The following is a 16,930-nucleotide window of genomic DNA, read 5'->3' as shown; positions in this document are numbered from 1 at the left end:
AAGTCATAAGGAGACGAATCAGTGCTAGATCCAATAGGTGGCTTCCACCGCATCCGAGATTTCGTCATCAACTATGTTGAGACCAGTTTCCGCATCTCCAACAAGGAAGCCGCTGCGGCCCGGCGTAACCTATTGGAGACTGTCGACGTACTTGCCACCGAGCCGTTCATTGAACCGGTGCTGCGATACGAATCGTATCAAGAGAACCTCGAGCAACTGGCCCAACGTGATGACGGCCCACTCGCACCGATGACCAAAGAAGGCAAACGAGCTTTTGTCGAGCTGGCTCTTTCCGGACTGTTCGACGGTAAACGATGCGAGGGTGAGATCCGTCGAAAATCCAACTATGCGCCCTACAACCACCAGGTCGAAATGCTTAAACGCGGCCTGCTGCCGGGCATGCCGGGCATTGTCACATCGCGTACCGGCAGCGGTAAAACCGAAAGCTTCATGCTGCCGGTGCTTGCTGCGATCTCCAATGAAGCAGTGACGTGGAATGCACCCCGCGCAGACTATCTGCAAAAGGATTGGTGGCAGGAGGATAAGACGCAATGGTCGGCGCGACGGCAGGGTGAAAACCGCCCAAGTGCGGTCAGGGCCTTGGTGATTTACCCCATGAACGCCCTTGTCGAGGACCAGATGCAGCGCCTGCGCAAATCGCTCGACTCCGAAGATGCACGCGAAGTGATGCAGGAGCGCTTCAAAGGCAACCGAATCTTCTTTGGCCAATATACCAGTTCCACGCCAGTCACCGGGTTCGAATGCCACCCGCGCATCGACGAAAACAAAGATGAAAAGCAGCGCCGCACCCGGCGCATCGCACGCCTACGCGAAGCAATGCGGGGATTCAAGTGCGATCAAGATGCAGCGCTCGCCTTCGACGGCCAAGCAGAAGAAGCAGCAAACCGCGAAGGGAAGGAGGTGCCCGAAAAGACCCGCTACATCTTCCCTGCCGTAGACGGCGGAGAAATGCTTTCACGCTGGGACATGCAGGCGGCCGCGCCGGACATCCTGGTCACTAACGCCTCAATGCTTGGCACTATGCTCTCGCGTGAAGTCGAGGAACCGATCTTCACTCAAACTCGTGACTGGCTATTGAACAACGATGATGCCTATTTCTACCTGGTCTTTGACGAACTGCACCTGATCCGTGGATCGGCGGGTACAGAAACAGCCTTCCTGGTAAAAACGCTCATCCAGCGGCTCGGGCTCGACCAGCCAGGGCATCGACACAAGCTGCGTCTATTAGCCTCCTCCGCCTCGTTGCCAGTTGACGGCGAACAAGGCCCACAGTCATTGGCCTACCTGCGCGATCTTTTCGCGCCCTATGGCACCAGCCGCCATGCTGCCGACCCAGGCACCACCGCCCCAAATTTCTGGCATGACTGCATTGTGGCAGGCAGCCCGCATATTCCGGACTTTTCCACTACGCAGCTCGACGCGCAACCTTTCGTCGACCTTCTTGAGAAGGCGCTAGAGCTCAAAGATGGTTTTGTCGACAAGATCCTGAGCGCCGAAGCGATAAATCCGGCTGTGGAACAGGCTGCTTATGCCTTAGGCATCTCTATAACCGAGGCAGGCGTTCGGGTCAAGGCGCTAGCTGAAGCGGCCGCGGCTGTGCTTACTCAAGCCTGCCGTGACGGTGACGACGTGCGAGCAACATCCACGTCTGATATGGCTGCTCGCATCTTCCGGTCTGGTTCCTGCGACCTGGACAAGGCACTGCGCGGCCTGCTGCTGGCGCGTGCACTACCCGAGTCGAAAGCTTGGCCAGTAAGCGTTTCGTTCACCACGCCTGCCTTTCGCGTCCACACCTTCATCCGCAATATCGAAGGGCTGTTCGCCTCGGTTACGCCTGACGGTGTTATTCCGGTATTCGGTGACTTCACTGTGGAGCGCGGTGTAACTCACTCGAAGCCACCAGTTGAGGGGGGGCGCGGTCGTCGGCTCTTCGAGTTGCTCTACTGCGAGGCCTGCGGTGACCTGCTGATCGGCGGCCAGCGTGGACAGAAGGTTGCAGACTGCGCAGTGACAGAGCTACTACCGTCGGCGGCCGACCTCGACAATCTGCCCGAGAAAGTTGGCTCGGAATACTACGACAAGATGACGCTCGACGAATTCGCGGTCTTCTGGCCGCGACGGACTCAACCGTCTCTTTCTGAGCGGGACTACGATTCCTGGGATGCCGCCATTCTGAACCCTGAGACAGGCCTAGTGTCGACTAGCTCAGTTGTGCCACCAGGGCATATCGGCGGATACCTGTATCGTCAGACAGAGACGGCGGTGAAAGGTCGTAATGGCAAGCCGACAAGCCCCTTGATGGCGCAGCCGTTTTGCTGTCCGAAATGTGGCACTGATTATTCGAACCGGCCGGTTTCAACCCGTTCGCGCTCACCGATTCGCGCCTTCCGTACCGGTGTTACCAAAACCTCACAGTTGGTGGCGACGGAACTGTTCGAATTGTTGCATGCGATCGGTGCAGAGCCGAAAGGCATTGTCTTCTCAGATAGCCGACAGGATGCCGCCAACCAAGCTCTAGAGATCGAAACGCTGCACCTGAGGGATCTTCGGCGTGAAATACTGGTGACTGTCGCGCGTATGCTGGCCAAGCAAGCTGATGAAGATTGGATTGATCCGGCGCAATTCCTAAAGCTTGCTGCTACCGCTAATGAAGCTGGTAATTTTGCGGAAATGGCTCAACTTGCGGAGAAATTTAGCAAGCAACAGGCCTCTGGCATGCAGAAAAACAGCAGCAAAATTTCTCTCGGGAAATTGTTGCAATGTAGTGCTGGCTCAGATATTGGCGCGCTCACTGCAGAGTTCGCCTCGCTGGGGATCCATCCGTTCGATCGCGTCGGCAAGAAAACCTACGAAGGGAAACGTTGGCACGATCTGTTTACCGATAATGGAGATCGGCTCGTTTACTCTCACAGGCTGAATGACGCGCAGAAAGCAGGCCTCAATAAGGAGATTCTCGACGGTCAGTACGAACTAATCGATGACGTCATTTTTGCTAACACGTTCTTCGCGTTGGAAGAGACTGGCCTAGCCTATCCGTCCATCATGGATGGGGATGAAGCAGCAGCGGATCGTCTGGATGCTTGGCTACGTGTGTTTGCTGGAGCGTATCGCGTCTTAGACAATAAGTACGTCGATGGCGATCGCATGAATGAATGGGTATCGGGGTCGGATGTCAAGAACAAGCGCATGCAGCGCTTCGCCCAGACCGTGTTCGGGGCCGATGCAGCAACTGATGGTCTGAGCGGCATTCTTAACGAGTTCTCAGCTCTTGGGCATCCGAGCGGCATGATTCATATCGGCAAGCTTTACCTCAAGGTCGCAAAGGAAAACGATCCCTACTGGCGCTGCGGCAACTGCGAGCGTGTACATCTCCATCGTGGACCGGGTAAGTGCACTCGCTGTGGGGAAATCTTAGACGAGCAACCAAACGGCCAAGCGGCGGAGTTGTGGCGCAAGAACTTCCTGGGCCGCCGCATCGTTCGTGGACAAGATGAAGGTGTCAACCGGTTCCGGTTGCGCGTGGAGGAGTTGACAGGACAAACAGACGACTTCTCGGATCGTTTGCGCAAGTTCAAGGGGATCTTCGTCGATGACGAGAGCGAGATCCAGAAGCGCGCCCAGGAAATCGACATGCTGTCGGTCACCACCACCATGGAGGTGGGGATCGACATCGGGGCCTTGCAGACCGTGTACCAGGCCAACATGCCACCCCAGCGGTTCAACTACCAACAGCGGGTAGGCCGGGCCGGTCGTCGCGGTCAGGCCTTCTCACTGGTCATTACCTTCTGCCGCGGTCGCAGTCACGATGCCTACTACTTCGCGCACCCACACGCGATCACAGGCGATCCGCCGCCCCCGCCCTTCCTGGCGATAGGTCACGACCCCATTCCGCTGCGGCTGCTGCGTAAGAATTGGCTACGCGCCGCGTTTAAGCATTTGCGCGACCAGTGCGCCCAGGCCGGTGACGTATACCCAGGAGACCTGCTCATGCCACCTGACGTGCACGGTGAGTATGTCTCGACTCATGACTATTATCATGACGCTGAAGCAGACTGGCCAAAGCGTTTGTGCGAAGCCCTGAACGATACCATCGCTGAACGCAATAGTTTCATTGCTGCGGCCTCCTTTGACCCGAATCAGCGCGATCGGCTTCTAGAGCACTCGGACACCAATCGTCTGATGAAAGAGATCGAAGCTCTCAGGCCGTACGCGCCCGACTCGGAGATGGGACTCGCCCGCTTCCTAGCCGAATGGGGTTTGCTGCCCATGTATGGCATGCCCACTCGTGTTCGAAATCTGTACCTTGGCCTTCGCGCCGTGAAGGCAGGTAAAGAGGAGGACTACGAATGGTCCACCATGGACCGCGACCTTGACCTTGCGGTCTTCGAGTATGCACCAGGCTCAGTCCAGATCAAGGACAAGCAGAAGCATCGCGTAGTCGGCTTTACCGGCAGTCTGTCGACACCGCAGAGTTTCAAAAAGGACGATTTATCGATTAAGGTATTGTCCCGCTGGTATGAAACCGAAACTCATGTGGCGCTCTGCGCGGCCTGCGGCTCAGCAAAACGCAGCGATGCCCTGCCACAAACGCCCCTGCCGTGCGATGACTGTCATGAAGAAATCCTGCCGGAGAAATTCAAGCGCTATGTCACGCCCGCTGGGTTCCGAACCGACTTCAATCCGAAGGATGACGAGGAAGACGTTGGACGCATGTCCGTTCGCAGCATGGCGACCCTGGTGGATCCAGGCGAGAGTCTGAAACATGGGAATGTCACGGTACTGCACGGTGCCGATATCACAATCATGCAGATGAACGATGGCATCGCCAATATCGAAGGCGAAGGAGAGGGCTTCCTCATTGAAGAGGCGCTCGATCTGAAAGTTCCGATGCCATCAGGATCCAAGAAGTCCCCACAAATAGAGGGAATGCCGCAGGCATTCGAGGCCGGTTGGCTCAAGAGCGCGCGCACTGGCAGCTGGGGGCAGACGCGCTGGGGCAAATTCGGCGATCCCATGCCCCGATTTGGTCTGATTTCCTGCAAGCAGACAGACTCAGTCCATCTTGAGCTTGACCAGTTTGATCCTCGGCTGAACTTGGCGCACGTGGCACGACGAGGCGTTTACGCTCATCTGCCGACACGCGCGGCTGCAATCAGTGCAACGCAAATCCTCGTGCAAAGGGCTGCTCTTGAACTCGATGTGTCCGCCGATGAGTTCGAGGCGCTCGAGCCTCGGGTGCGCTCCGGCAAGCCGATGCTGCAGATTGCCGATGCTCTGATCAATGGATCAGGCTTGTGCCGTCGCCTGGGTGAAACCATTCCGGGCGGCTTACGGCCGAAGATCCTCGATCTCCTAGACGATATACTGACAAACCACGATCAGTGGCCCCTGGTGGACTTTCTCAAGGTATCGGCGGAGAACAATCATGCCGCGCAATGCCACACCTCCTGCTACCGCTGTATTCAGCGTTTCGGAAATCGTCGCTATCACGGCCTCCTCGATTGGCACCTGGGCCTAGCTTACCTGCGTTCCATGAGCACTCCGCATTATGCATGTGGGCTGGAGGCGCAGGACGTACGTTATCCTGAAATCAGCGGCTGGCGTGCACGTGCCGAATGGTTGGCAGAAAACGTCGCTCAGATGCGCCCTGGCACCTTAACCTCCGATCGCTTGCCTCATTCGGGACTGCCTTACCTCGTCGAACAGGTGGGTGGGCACGAAACGCGGTATGTGATCGTTCACCCGCTCTGGAGCCTCGAGTCGAGTGTGCTGTCCGACGTACTGGGAGCCGATTGGTCTCCAGAGCTGCGTTTCGTGGACACCTTTAACTTGGAGCGCCGTCCGCTCAAGGCAATGACCTCGCCGTTATCCGCACGCTAAGTGCTCCTAGCCGTAGAACTATCAGCTCTCAACTGTTCGTATGAAAGCGTTTTATGATGGAAGGAACGACCCGCAACGTACCTGATGTACTTCTATCAAACGAAAATGTTACATGGATTTCCTATGGCACATGGGGCATGTGTTAGGTTTGGAACGTGTCGTCCGTAGGTGGGAAGATAATCATTGGTTTCAGCCGAATTGCTGCCCGTTACCATGGTTTTAACCAAAAAATGAAATCCCGTAGCACTACAACATAGTAGGCAAGGCCGAAGCCTTGCCTACTATGCCCTACCAGTTGAACAGCTTGTCCAGCCAGCCCTCCACTTTGCTGGAGATCACTGACCAGCCTTCCCGCAGGATGGTGGTGGCAGTTTGCTTGATGGTTTCCCACAGTCCTTTGCTTGCCGTCTGGTAGGCCTTCCCCGAGACATACTCAGGCTTGGCTTCCCTGGCGATTGCCCACTTTTTTTGATTCGGCAGCAGGGTGACGATCTGCTCGACCAGGCCGGTGAGGCCATAGCCTTCTTCGGCTGAGGTAACACAGATGTGGTCGAGGGCGATGTCGAAGGTCTGGGATAGCTGGATCTGCTTGCGGCTCAGATTGCTCTGTTGAGTGCTGCTCGGCAGATGCCGTTCGTGGTCCCATTCCCAACACGGGGCGACTTTGTCCACCTGGCTGATCACAAACAGTACCGGGATGTCCCGATCTTCCAGGTAGGGACGGATGACGTTGTTGAACACCTGCTGGTCAATGGCCAAGGCCCGGTCATCGGCTTTGACCACCCACAGGATCAGATCCAGTTCTGGGAGTAGCCGTTGGTACAGCTCGGTGTACTCCTGATCCCGACCGATGCTTTCACCGACACCAGGCACGTCGATCAAGGCAATCCCTTTCCCATTTTTATATGCCAGGGTGTATTCCTGTGGGTAGCGGGTACAGGCCGCAATGTCATCCACTTCAGCAATCTCCTGACCGAACAGGGCATTGCACAAGCTGGACTTACCACCCCCGGTTTTGCCCATGATGCCGACTACGGCTTGATAGTTGACCAGCTGTTCGATGCGCGCCTGTAGCGCTTCGCGTTGGGCCTGGGTAAAAGCCTGGCCATGCAGGTTGAGGGTGTTGCTGAGGTAGGCGAGCATCTGCTCGCCATGGCTAATTGGAAAAATCATGGTTTGCTCCAAATCTGGAAACGACAACGCCCATCCCGTGGTGACGGCGATGGGCGCTGGCTGATGTAGGGGGGATGGCTTACTGACGTGCCATCCAGCCGTTGTCGGTCTTGATCATGGCGTAGGTATCGTTGAAAGGGATATCGACGTCACCGGCAAACTTCTCCAGTGGCTTCGGCACATTGACCATCCGCATGGTTATATTGGGATTCACCTTGGGGCAGGCATCTACCATGTTCCGTTCAATCATGCTCATGGTGTTGTTCACAAAGCTGTTCAATTGCGGCCCATTAATCAGTTCTCCACTTTGGGCACTCAGTTGGGCTAAGTCTGGGTACTTGGTTTCCAATTCTTGAGTGGTTGCCATCGGCTCGACTGCTTCCAGGGCATGCAAGCGATCGGTGTACTGGGCACGCAATTCATCGTGCCGCTTGTCCTTGGCTTGCAGTTCTGCCAGCGTTTTGGGGTAGGTGTCACGCATATAGCTGGAGATGCTATCCGGCGGGGTAAGGCGTACCGTGTATTTTACCTGGACCAAATAGCTGCCATCGTTTTGCGGAATACCGTTCACGCGTTCAAAGTCTTTGACCTTCATGTTGTCGCAACTGGCAAAAATACCCTCCGCAACTTGTTGTGCATCACTGGAGGAAGGCGCATCCGAGTTGCACCCCGTCAGCATGGCACCGGCCAGCAGCAGGATGGGGAGGGTGAGTAGTGTCTGTCTGGATTGCATGGTATTTCCTTTGTTAAGCATTTTGTCATCCTGAAATGTCTGAAAACATCTCAATGAGATGATGTTCATCTTTTAAGGATGTTCATGTCAATGGGGTGATTTGCCACCATTCAAGTTGAATGGAGAATGTGATGGCAAAGACGAAGGTGGATGCACTGGCGCTGAGCATTGGCAAAGCGATTGCGGCACGACGGCAGGAAGCCGGACTGACCCAGGAGCAAGTCGCAACACAACTGGAGATCGGGAATGAAGCGGTATCGCGGATGGAGCGGGGACTGGTGATGCCGACGGTAGCCCGCCTGCTGGAACTGGCGAGCTTGTTTAACTGTGATGCCTCCGCCTTGCTGGTGGAGTCCAGCAATCGCCCGGCAGAGCAGGCGCAGCACCTGGCGCAGATGCTGGCCCGCCTGGACAGTGCAGATCGGGAGATGGTGCTGGCGATGGTGGAGCAACTGACTCATCGCCTGGCTAAGCCGTCCTGACTGCACCCAACTTGGAGGTGAGCCGGGTAGGTCGAGAGACGGCCTTTGGCTGCTCTTCCGGTTCACCAGCACTTTCCACTGCTGGATAAAACTCTTCTAGCAGCTGCGGTACTTCCTCCTCGGTATCTTCGAACTGACCGTTCTGCAGCAATAGCCGGGCGGCTTGTTCCAGTTCAGCAGTATCGATGCCGGCTTCCAGTTGTTCATCCGCTACCTTGCGTGCCGTGCTGACGGCTTCGGCCAAGGTCTGGCCATCACGTAGTGTCAGATCCACGTAGTACACCGGGGTACGGTGTGACTGGGTGGTGCTCTTGGCGCGTAGACGTAACAGCAGCGGTAGATGCTTGGTGTTACCGCCACTGGCTGCTTCGTAATATTTCAAGCGTGCTGCCAAGGTTCGTACCGAGTTGTAGCCGGTGGTGCGGAAAATGAAGCTGCCCAGTTCATCCTGCTGACCCTCCACTTGTACGTTCAGGCGACCGTACAGCTTGCAGCCCAGCTCTTTGGCCAGCGGACAGCGGTCTGGTCCGGCACAGCCAATCTCTTCCATCCCCTGACTGGTGACCCGTCGTGCTGTCTCTCCGTTACCGACACACACTGGTCGTCCGTTACTCCGGTCGAAGGCACTGTATTCGGCACGCAGGTTTAGCTCACTGTCGTTGAACAGCAGTTGGATTGGAATAGCGCGGATCTTGCCGTTCTGTGCCTGCTCCGACAGGGCCTGGTGCAAGGGGTGCAGCAACCAGCCATCCCGGCTCTGTACTTGGGTGGTGAGTGAAAAGCTGTCGTCCTTCTCCGGCAGCCAGCGTTCTTGTTTCTGGACCAGCTTGCCAATGCTGATACGCCCAATCACGGGCGGAGTAATGGCTAGACCTTTGATCATGCTGATTTCCTTTCAGTCTGAATGACAAAGCGCCGGGAGCCGGCAATGGACTTGCTGTACTGGGCGAGCAGGGTGGGGTGGTCTTGCGACAGGCGTTCTACATCCGGTGCAAAGCGATCCTTGGAACGCTTCCAGGTGATACGGCCCGATTGGAACACGGCGGCAGAGGCATGGCCCAACACGTTCTGGATCTGCTGGCGGATGGCCGCCTCCCGGGCTTCAGCGTCCTCCTTCCTCTGACGTTCGGCCAACAAGGCAGAGAACAGCCGGTTGCCCTCAATCGATTCCGACAGGTCGATGGTCTGGCCATCATCACGCGGGAACAGCCAGGACAGTGCAGCACCTGCATCATCTGAACCATCCGGTGCCGGCTGGGTGTCCATCAGCACGTGTTGCCAGAACACCGTTTCGCGAGCGATCAGATCAGCAATCTTGTCCTCATCCCGATTGACCCGATAGATCCGGAAATCCTGACCACCGATCAGCACGGCCACATCGGCCCAATCGTGTCCGGTAACTGCGAGCTGATGCAGTACCTGGCATTGATAGGCAACAGGAATACCTTCCTCCCACTGCGGGGCAGAGTGATAACTGGCGGTCTTGATCTCCAGGATGCCCCAGCCTTCCTCTGGACAACGCACCTCCCGGTCCAGATTGGCCAGCATGAAACGGTGTATCGGGTGCTGCAGTACTGCATTCACCCGGCGTACCTTGCGACCGGTACGCTCGGCATACACCCGGGCTAGGATGGGTTCCAGAATCGTGCCCCAGATCACAGCTTCCTTCTCCGACAGATCTTCCGGCTCCTTGCGACCGGTCTTCTCCAGCCACAAGGACAAGGGGCACTTGTATGGCGACAGCCCAATCGCCGGGGCAGCATCGGACGAACCAATGCCTAGCTGCCGGATACGCAGCCATTCATCACGAGACAATTTCAAGGTCGAGGCCAGACGAATGGCCTGTGCGTAGCGTTCAGCCATGGCGAAACACTCCTTATAAAGGCATAAAGCCCGGCAGCAAGGCTGACCGGGCAATGGATGAAATAAACAGGGATGAGCAGAAACGAGAGAAGTGACAGCAGAGCAAAGCGACAAACGGGAATCAGGCAGAAGGGCAAGACAGAATCAGCAGGTACAAATCAGACCAGTAACGGGTTCACGATGGGGCCACCGGCACAATCACCGGCAGCTCAGGGGAGAGCGTCAGCAAGATCTGCCGGATGGCAGGCCACTGTTGTGGTTGTCCACGCAACATGAACTCCCCGGCCAAGCGCACCAGACAGGCTTTGACCCAATCGAGGGAAGGGGCTAGGCCATCATGCAGCACGATCCATTCTGCGATGGCACTACCCAGTGCTTCGGTTACTTCGTAATGCCACACCCCGGGTGCGCCTTGATCCAGCTGGTCGTACAGGGTGTCAGCCAGTGCCGCCACCATCGGTGCGTACTGCACCAGTTCGGCATGGAGTTCCAGGCAGCCAGCACCCCAGATGACCAACAGACTGCGCTCGGCATCGGGGCCGTCGTATGCCACACCCAAGCCGTTCCAGGTACAGAAGTCCCGCATTCCTGCCGTCAGACAGGCTGCCGTCAAGGCAATGGATTGCACGGAGGCCATGGCTCTTACTCCACCAAGGCCAGTGCATGCTCCAGCGCCTTGCCCTTGAGCTGGGCACCCTGACCGAACCAGGCGGAATCCAGCCGGTAGTCCTGGCTACGGGCACGACGGCGATGATCCACATATTCGGTCATGGCATTGACCAGTCCCCAGGCCGTTCCCTTGGTCCCGGCCAACAGTGAACCCATGCCCCCACCGCTATACAGTGCCGATACCTGCTGTAGTGCTTTCGAGGTCACCGCATCCTCCGTGCCTTCCACCAATGGCTCATCCAGTACTTCACGGAAGAACTGACACGCTTCTTCCGGCGAGACCGTGCGCTGTGACAACTGCTTGATGTTGCCGATGAAGCGGTCCCAAGCCGACAGACCAAGCCCCAGTGCTTCCTTCACGGACTGCGGATCAAACACGGTGGAGTGGGGCACTTTCACCGCACCGGTTCTGTCCTTCACCGCCATCTGCAGGGTGTTATTACACACCACCCGTACCGAGGTGAACTGGGCGGTGGTGCACAGCGTGCCGTCACAACTGGTGGCCAGCAGCAGATAGGCTTTGACTCGATCCCCTCCCTTGAGTAGAGCTTCCTGGCCAGTCTTGGCCAGTGCCCACAGCTTGCGGCCACCCTTCAATACGCCAGCGGTTTCCAGCTCAAAACCACCGGCACTGACCAGGTCGCGATAGAACTCCAGTACTTCAGAGGGCTGGACTACCTTGTAACGCGGCGACACCACCGAGAGCGGTGCCAAGGAATCCGAGCGATACAGCACCTTGGCATCGGCAAAGGGCCGGATGTGCATGCCGTCAGCGGCCACATTGAACAAGACATCACTCTGCTCGATACGCCAGTCCATACCGGCTTCAGTCAGCCACACATCCAGTGGCTGCTGTGGTGACAGTGGATTGCCCAGACCATGCCAGGGCGTGGCCCCGACAAAAGCCATGGATTCGATGAGATGGGACATAGATCACTCCAATGAAAATGGCCCCGTCAAAACGGAGGCCAGGGCATAAAGGACACCCGAAGTGGGTGTCGCTGTGCTGGTTCAAGGGGGTGATATAAGGCTGAAAAAATCTGGATTACATTCTCTTCGGATCGGCGGATGTTCGGCCGAAGCGGTCGTTGGATCTGTAGGGTCGGAATTACTGCTACCGTCCCACTGCTGCCACTTGAGCCACGAAGACAAATCGTACCGCTATTTGAGTGGAACAATCTCCCGCAATGACTGTTCAAGTATTCGAACTTGTCCATCACTATAACTTTCCATCCGTTCAACATTTTTCCGATACTTCGCTGCTCGCAGATGGTATACGCTGGGATGAAAAATGACTTTTGGTTATCGGAGAGATATTTGTGTGCCAAATATTTATCGCAAGCTGTTCTAGGGGTAGAGAGGACAAGAGATGTTCGAGAGTTTCTATCCCGAAGTCCGAACTGTCGCATACCACGTCAATGCAAATGAACCGCAACTTTACGGGAGCTGACACCCCGATGGGAGCTATTTTGCGATGACTAGGCTACTAGTACGTCTGTCTGTATGGTTTGCCCGTCGCCGAGCAAGGAAAAGTGCACAGACTTCAAGAGTAGAACACCCAGATGGCGGGATCGGGGCGGAAGCACCAATCCGGAAATCGTCCGAGGATCGCCTAAGGAGGACTAGCTTCGCGGACCGCATCGCTATCGTGCTTTCGGAGCTCAGTCTACGGGAGGGTCGGGTGTTTGCGATCCGCGGAGGATGGGGCTTCGGCAAGTCCTCGCTTAAAAACCTGATCACTGAGAAGCTTGACGCCAGCGACGGAGCAGACTGGCTTGACTTCAATCCTTGGCAGTGGGGCGATGGCGACACGATTACTCGCGCCCTCTTCGGCCAGATAGCAGATCGTCTCGGGGGAGAACATTCGAAATCAGCACTTGCTCGAGCAGAAGCATTAAGACGCTACAGTGCAATTCTCTCTGGGGTAAGTACTCCGCTCAAGAAGGCCGGGGATTCGAACCATCTCATTTCGTTGATCCTGACGAACGTTTCGGTAATCGCTGTCGCTTCAGCCATAGGTTTCGACTTACCGACAGTTGCAAAGTTGGGGGCTACTCTCGCTGCCCTCTCAGTCTGCACATCCCTGCTGGGACGCGTGCTGTCATTTCTCGGGCGCGACCGTGGCAACGAACCACTCGGCAAGGTACGAGAAGCTTTGGAGGATCGGCTTCGTGAACTTGACCGGCCACTGGTCGTATTTGTCGACGATATCGATCGACTTGAGCCCGAGCAGATTCGGTTGCTCTTACGGCAGGTAAAAGCAAACGCTAATCTACCCAACATCGTCTTTGTCTTACTATTCCAGCCTAGTATCGTAGAGCGGGCTCTCGATCCGGTCGCCGATGACGACGGCCGCGCGTTCCTAGAAAAAATTGTACAGGCTAACTTCGACTTGCCGGCGGTTCCCGTATCGATAGTGCATCGTATATTCGGCGAAGAGCTCTCTGAGTTAGCCGGGGTCTATGCAACCGAAGAGAACGGGTTCTCACAAAGACGCTGGGGCAATGCCCTCGTTGGTTGTATTCAGCCACTGCTGCGTAACATGCGTGACGCTCGCCGACTAATCTCATCCATCTCAGTGCATATGCCATTGCATGTGTCTGGCGAGGTGTTTGAGGTGAATATTGTTGATTTCCTTCTCCTTGAGGCACTCCGGGTCTTCGAGCCTGACCTTCACGAGGAGTTGTTCTGTGAAAGGGAGCTGGTGCTTCAGGAACATCGCTTCCACGGCTATGCCGGACGGGATGCAGACAAAGTAGTTGCCGAGCGACTTCTAAGTATTGTGTCGGAGGAGCGCCGCGTCATCGCCCGGGATGCACTAAAGGAACTGTTCCCGCCTCTCGAATGGGCCTTCGGAGGAGTGAACTACGCAGATGGTTTCCGAAACAATTGGTTAACCGAAAAACGGGTATGTTCTTCTCGCTACTTCCCGCGTTACTTCGAACTCCAAACAGCAGTTGGCGAAATATCGGAAAGTCGTTTTGTCAGTTTTCTCGAACAGACCAAAACTGAGGATCAGCTTACTATCGCGATTGCAGAAATAGAGAACGATGGCCTACTACTCTCGCTTGTCGCGAGGCTGGACGAGTCAGTTGACCGCCTCCCAGTGGAGAATGCCGCAGTATTACTACCAGGAATGTTTGAGATTGCCCAGAAACTCGTTAGTCAGGGGAAAGCCGATTTCTTCAGTTCACCTTGGATTTCGGCATGGAGAGCGACGAGCTGGTTCCTAAAGCGGATCCCGCAGGAGAAAAGAAGTGGTTTGGTACTAGAGGCTCTCCGCCAGACCAAGGGATTGTCAATTGCTTCAATCCTGATACATCTTAACGATCCTGCGGATCAGAAGGAGGGCAATGCCTTCGATCCGGCACTGGACGTTGATACCGTTGAGGCGATGAAGGCCGAATGGCTACTACAGATTAGGAGTCTGGCGGCAAACGGAGATGCTCTAATCGCGGTACCTGGTCTCGCAGCCCTGCTCTACCGGTGGCGGGACTATTCGGGATCATTGGATGAACCTCGAGAGTGGCTGATGAAAGCAATACGAACCGATCAGGGCTTCGCAAGCATCGTTTCTAGCATCATGAGTCGAGGCACTGTTCACTCGCTTGGAGATCGAGTATCCACACCACATTTCAGTTTTAACCGAGAGACTATCGATGACTTCATTGGTCTTGATGTAGCGAAAGATAAGTGTGATGCGATCAAATTTGCAGAATTCCCCAACCACGAAGAGGCTCTACAAACGTTGCATAGATCTCTTGAAAAGTGGCTTGAGTGAAGAGGGTGTTTCCCACATTGCTAACGACAAAAGGTGCTGTTCGGCCAAACTGGTCAATCATGCCATTGTGATACGATGGCAGCTATCGGCCAGGAGCAGTCATGCGGGATACGCAGAGTTGCCATTTTCGGATAGACACCGGATGCCCCCGCCAAGCATTCAGCCGAAGCAAACAACAATCGCTACTGTAGGTGTTGTTCCTCATCAATCATTGAGAAGGTACAGATGAAAAAAATTGGCCTGCTGGGTGGTTTAAGCTGGGTTTCAACGTTGGATTATTATCGACATATCAATGAAGGCGTAAACGCTGAGCTTGGTGGACTCAACTTTGCCGAATGTGTACTATATTCTTTGAACTTCAATGAAATTCAGCGCTACGGATGGGACGATTGGGAGCGAACCTATGCTGTGCTACTCAAGGGTTGTACACATTTAAAGGCTGCCGGTGCCGAAGCAATTGTCTTGTGCGCTAACACGGCGCATGTTGTTGCCGATAGATTAGAAGCCGCAGTGGAACTACCCATCATTCACATTGCTACCGTCACAGCGCAGGAAATATCTCAGCAGCGTGTACAAACCATTGGTCTGATTGGCACAAAATTCACGATGGAGTTACCGTTTTTTAGGGATCAGCTGCAGCAATATGGAATAGAAACATTAATCCCTGAACAGCAGGAAACCCGTAATTTTATCCAGCAAACGCTGAAGGACGAACTTGGCCGCGGCATCACTTCCACAGCAACCAGAGTTGCCTATCTGGAGATCATTCAGCAGCTCATCAATCGTGGAGCTAAAGGTATCGTCTTTGGCTGTACCGAAATCCCGCTGTTATTAAGCCAAACGGATGTTGCAGTTCCGATTTTTGATACAACCAGAATTCATGCCCGTGCTGCGGTCGAGTTTGCACTTTCGTAACATACATCACATCTTGCCACATGCAGCCTGTGCTCTTTTAGATGGAAAAGCACTACTCTTAGTTAGAACGTGGTAGCCGCGATGTATTGGAGTGCATCCAGTAGGAACTGTTCCATGGACACATAGCCCGCTCATGCTCAGCTATAGGATGGTGTGGGGATAGAGAACAAAATAACTACTTTGGGTCGATTGCAGTCAATGTGTAAGTTGAAATTGAAATGGTAAGTAAATGCCTGTGACTATTATTTCGTCGAAAATGTTTATTGAAAGCTTGATTGATGGAAGCTGGCTAAAGCGTGCGGCTAAATAAGCAATGAATCAGATGCATCACGCAAATAGCTAGTGATTCAAGAGGTCTGCCCGTAATGGATATGGTAAAATCAGCCATCAAAATTTTGTCACTTGCACTTGCTTTTATTGCATTTTCTGCTGTTTATTTTTACTACTCATTCCGGCTGAAAGTTGAGGCAGTCAATTGCATACTCATATATAGCGGGCTAAATATAGCACTCATTCTCTTCATAAGCTTTTATCATCTGTGGAGTAAAAAAAGAAGAATAAGAGAAAATCTACAAAAGCAAGTTGAGTGTTCAATATTTAGCAACTCAGCATTCGAGTCAGAAAAAGCAAAAGATATTGCTCTTTACCTACAAGCCAGGCTGGCTATATTGTACTCACTTCCCGCTGAAAGTATTGATCCTCGCATTGATCTGTGGAGTGCGCTGGAGCTAAAGGAATCAATGTTAAAGCCAGACGTTCAGCATCATTTTATATTTGGAAAGTATAGCCAATACGTTGATCCTTCCATCTGGATTCGGCATGTAAAACTTATCGACCTTGCCAATGAGATCGGGTCTTATCCTCTCTTGCCATCAACTACTCAAACATCAGAGTTGTAGCGATATTTCGTTTTCTATTACTTCATACATCACGCCTTGCAATACATGCAGCCTGCACTCTTACGGTGGAAAATCCACTACTCTTAGTTAGAGATTAGTAACAGCAAGATGTTGGATTGCATCCAGCAGGAACTGTTTCATGCGCAGATAGCTAGCTCATGTACAGCTATAGGGTTGTGTGTGGACAGAGAGCAAAATGACTGCTTCGGGTCGGGAGTGTGAGTTGGCCCGATCAAGAAGCTGATGCTCATGGTGACTCTCGGACGAGTGGCAGGTAAGCGCCCGATTGCCGACCGATAGAGCCAGCAAGCTGTACGGCGGCAATGGCCGGATTGTGTTGAAAAACTCCTGCTGCTTCAGCAGAACACAGCAAGCCATACAAAATTCGACCGAATTTGCCTAAGAAATGAGCAAATACTCGGTGTTTTGATCAAAAAATAGGCAAAAATTCGATCAAATCAGCTTGCTACGGAGATCCGAAATAGTTTTTCAACAGAATCGCCGAAAAACTGCC

At 54.3% G+C, this 16,930-nt stretch carries 11 protein-coding genes; 5 read left to right on the top strand and 6 right to left on the bottom strand.

Annotated elements, in window-relative coordinates:
* Window positions 1-21 precede the first annotated feature (21 nt).
* Window positions 22-5,901, top strand: a complete 5,880-nt coding sequence (locus JHD62_RS05915; RefSeq protein ID WP_199102152.1) for a DEAD/DEAH box helicase — start codon at window positions 22-24, stop codon at window positions 5,899-5,901.
* A gap of 288 nt (window positions 5,902-6,189) precedes the next feature.
* On the opposite strand, the gene JHD62_RS05910 is transcribed toward JHD62_RS05915, so the two are convergent.
* Window positions 6,190-7,074, bottom strand: a complete 885-nt coding sequence (locus JHD62_RS05910) for a GTPase family protein (protein WP_199102151.1) — start codon at window positions 7,072-7,074, stop codon at window positions 6,190-6,192.
* A 79-nt stretch (window positions 7,075-7,153) separates the two neighbouring features.
* Window positions 7,154-7,807 carry a hypothetical protein gene (locus JHD62_RS05905; RefSeq protein WP_199102150.1) on the bottom strand — a complete coding sequence of 218 codons (654 nt, stop codon included), beginning with the start codon at window positions 7,805-7,807 and terminating at the stop codon, window positions 7,154-7,156.
* Between the two features lie 131 nt (window positions 7,808-7,938).
* Here JHD62_RS05905 and JHD62_RS05900 point away from each other — a divergent pair, with 131 nt between their 5' ends.
* A complete protein-coding gene (locus JHD62_RS05900) occupies window positions 7,939-8,289 on the top strand; it encodes a helix-turn-helix domain-containing protein (RefSeq protein ID WP_199102149.1) in 351 nt (116 codons plus the stop codon).
* On the opposite strand, the gene JHD62_RS05895 is transcribed toward JHD62_RS05900, so the two are convergent.
* The 4 genes from JHD62_RS05895 to JHD62_RS05880 form a co-directional block, all read right to left on the bottom strand.
* Window positions 8,276-9,172, bottom strand: a complete 897-nt coding sequence (locus JHD62_RS05895; RefSeq protein WP_199102148.1) for a hypothetical protein — start codon at window positions 9,170-9,172, stop codon at window positions 8,276-8,278. The genes JHD62_RS05900 and JHD62_RS05895 overlap by 14 nt on opposite strands.
* Window positions 9,169-10,152, bottom strand: a complete 984-nt coding sequence (locus JHD62_RS05890; protein ID WP_199102147.1) for a YqaJ viral recombinase family protein — start codon at window positions 10,150-10,152, stop codon at window positions 9,169-9,171. Before JHD62_RS05890 ends, JHD62_RS05895 begins: the two co-directional genes overlap by 4 nt.
* 175 nt (window positions 10,153-10,327) lie before the next feature.
* Window positions 10,328-10,789, bottom strand: a complete 462-nt coding sequence (locus JHD62_RS05885) for a hypothetical protein (RefSeq protein WP_199102146.1) — start codon at window positions 10,787-10,789, stop codon at window positions 10,328-10,330.
* A gap of 5 nt (window positions 10,790-10,794) precedes the next feature.
* Entirely contained in the window at window positions 10,795-11,751 is a 957-nt protein-coding gene (locus JHD62_RS05880; RefSeq protein ID WP_199102145.1) for a DUF932 domain-containing protein, read from the bottom strand.
* 544 nt (window positions 11,752-12,295) lie between these two features.
* Between JHD62_RS05880 and JHD62_RS05875 the strand changes: the two genes are divergently transcribed.
* The 3 genes from JHD62_RS05875 to JHD62_RS05865 all read left to right on the top strand — a co-directional run bounded on the left by JHD62_RS05875 (window position 12,296) and on the right by JHD62_RS05865 (window position 16,416).
* On the top strand, window positions 12,296-14,602 hold the full coding sequence (locus tag JHD62_RS05875; RefSeq protein WP_233160668.1) for a P-loop NTPase fold protein: 2,307 nt from the start codon (window positions 12,296-12,298) through the stop codon (window positions 14,600-14,602).
* A 225-nt stretch (window positions 14,603-14,827) separates the two neighbouring features.
* Entirely contained in the window at window positions 14,828-15,517 is a 690-nt protein-coding gene (locus JHD62_RS05870; protein ID WP_199102143.1) for an aspartate/glutamate racemase family protein, read from the top strand.
* 365 nt (window positions 15,518-15,882) lie between these two features.
* Window positions 15,883-16,416: a hypothetical protein gene (locus JHD62_RS05865; protein ID WP_199102142.1), complete on the top strand. Its 534-nt coding sequence runs from the start codon at window positions 15,883-15,885 to the stop codon at window positions 16,414-16,416.
* Window positions 16,417-16,930 lie beyond the last annotated feature (514 nt).

This window comes from Aquitalea sp. ASV11, assembly GCF_016429185.1.
GTDB lineage: Bacteria > Pseudomonadota > Gammaproteobacteria > Burkholderiales > Chromobacteriaceae > Aquitalea > Aquitalea pelogenes.
The sequence above is the reverse complement of the archived record's forward strand: the minus strand, read 5'-3'. Positions and strand labels throughout refer to the sequence as shown.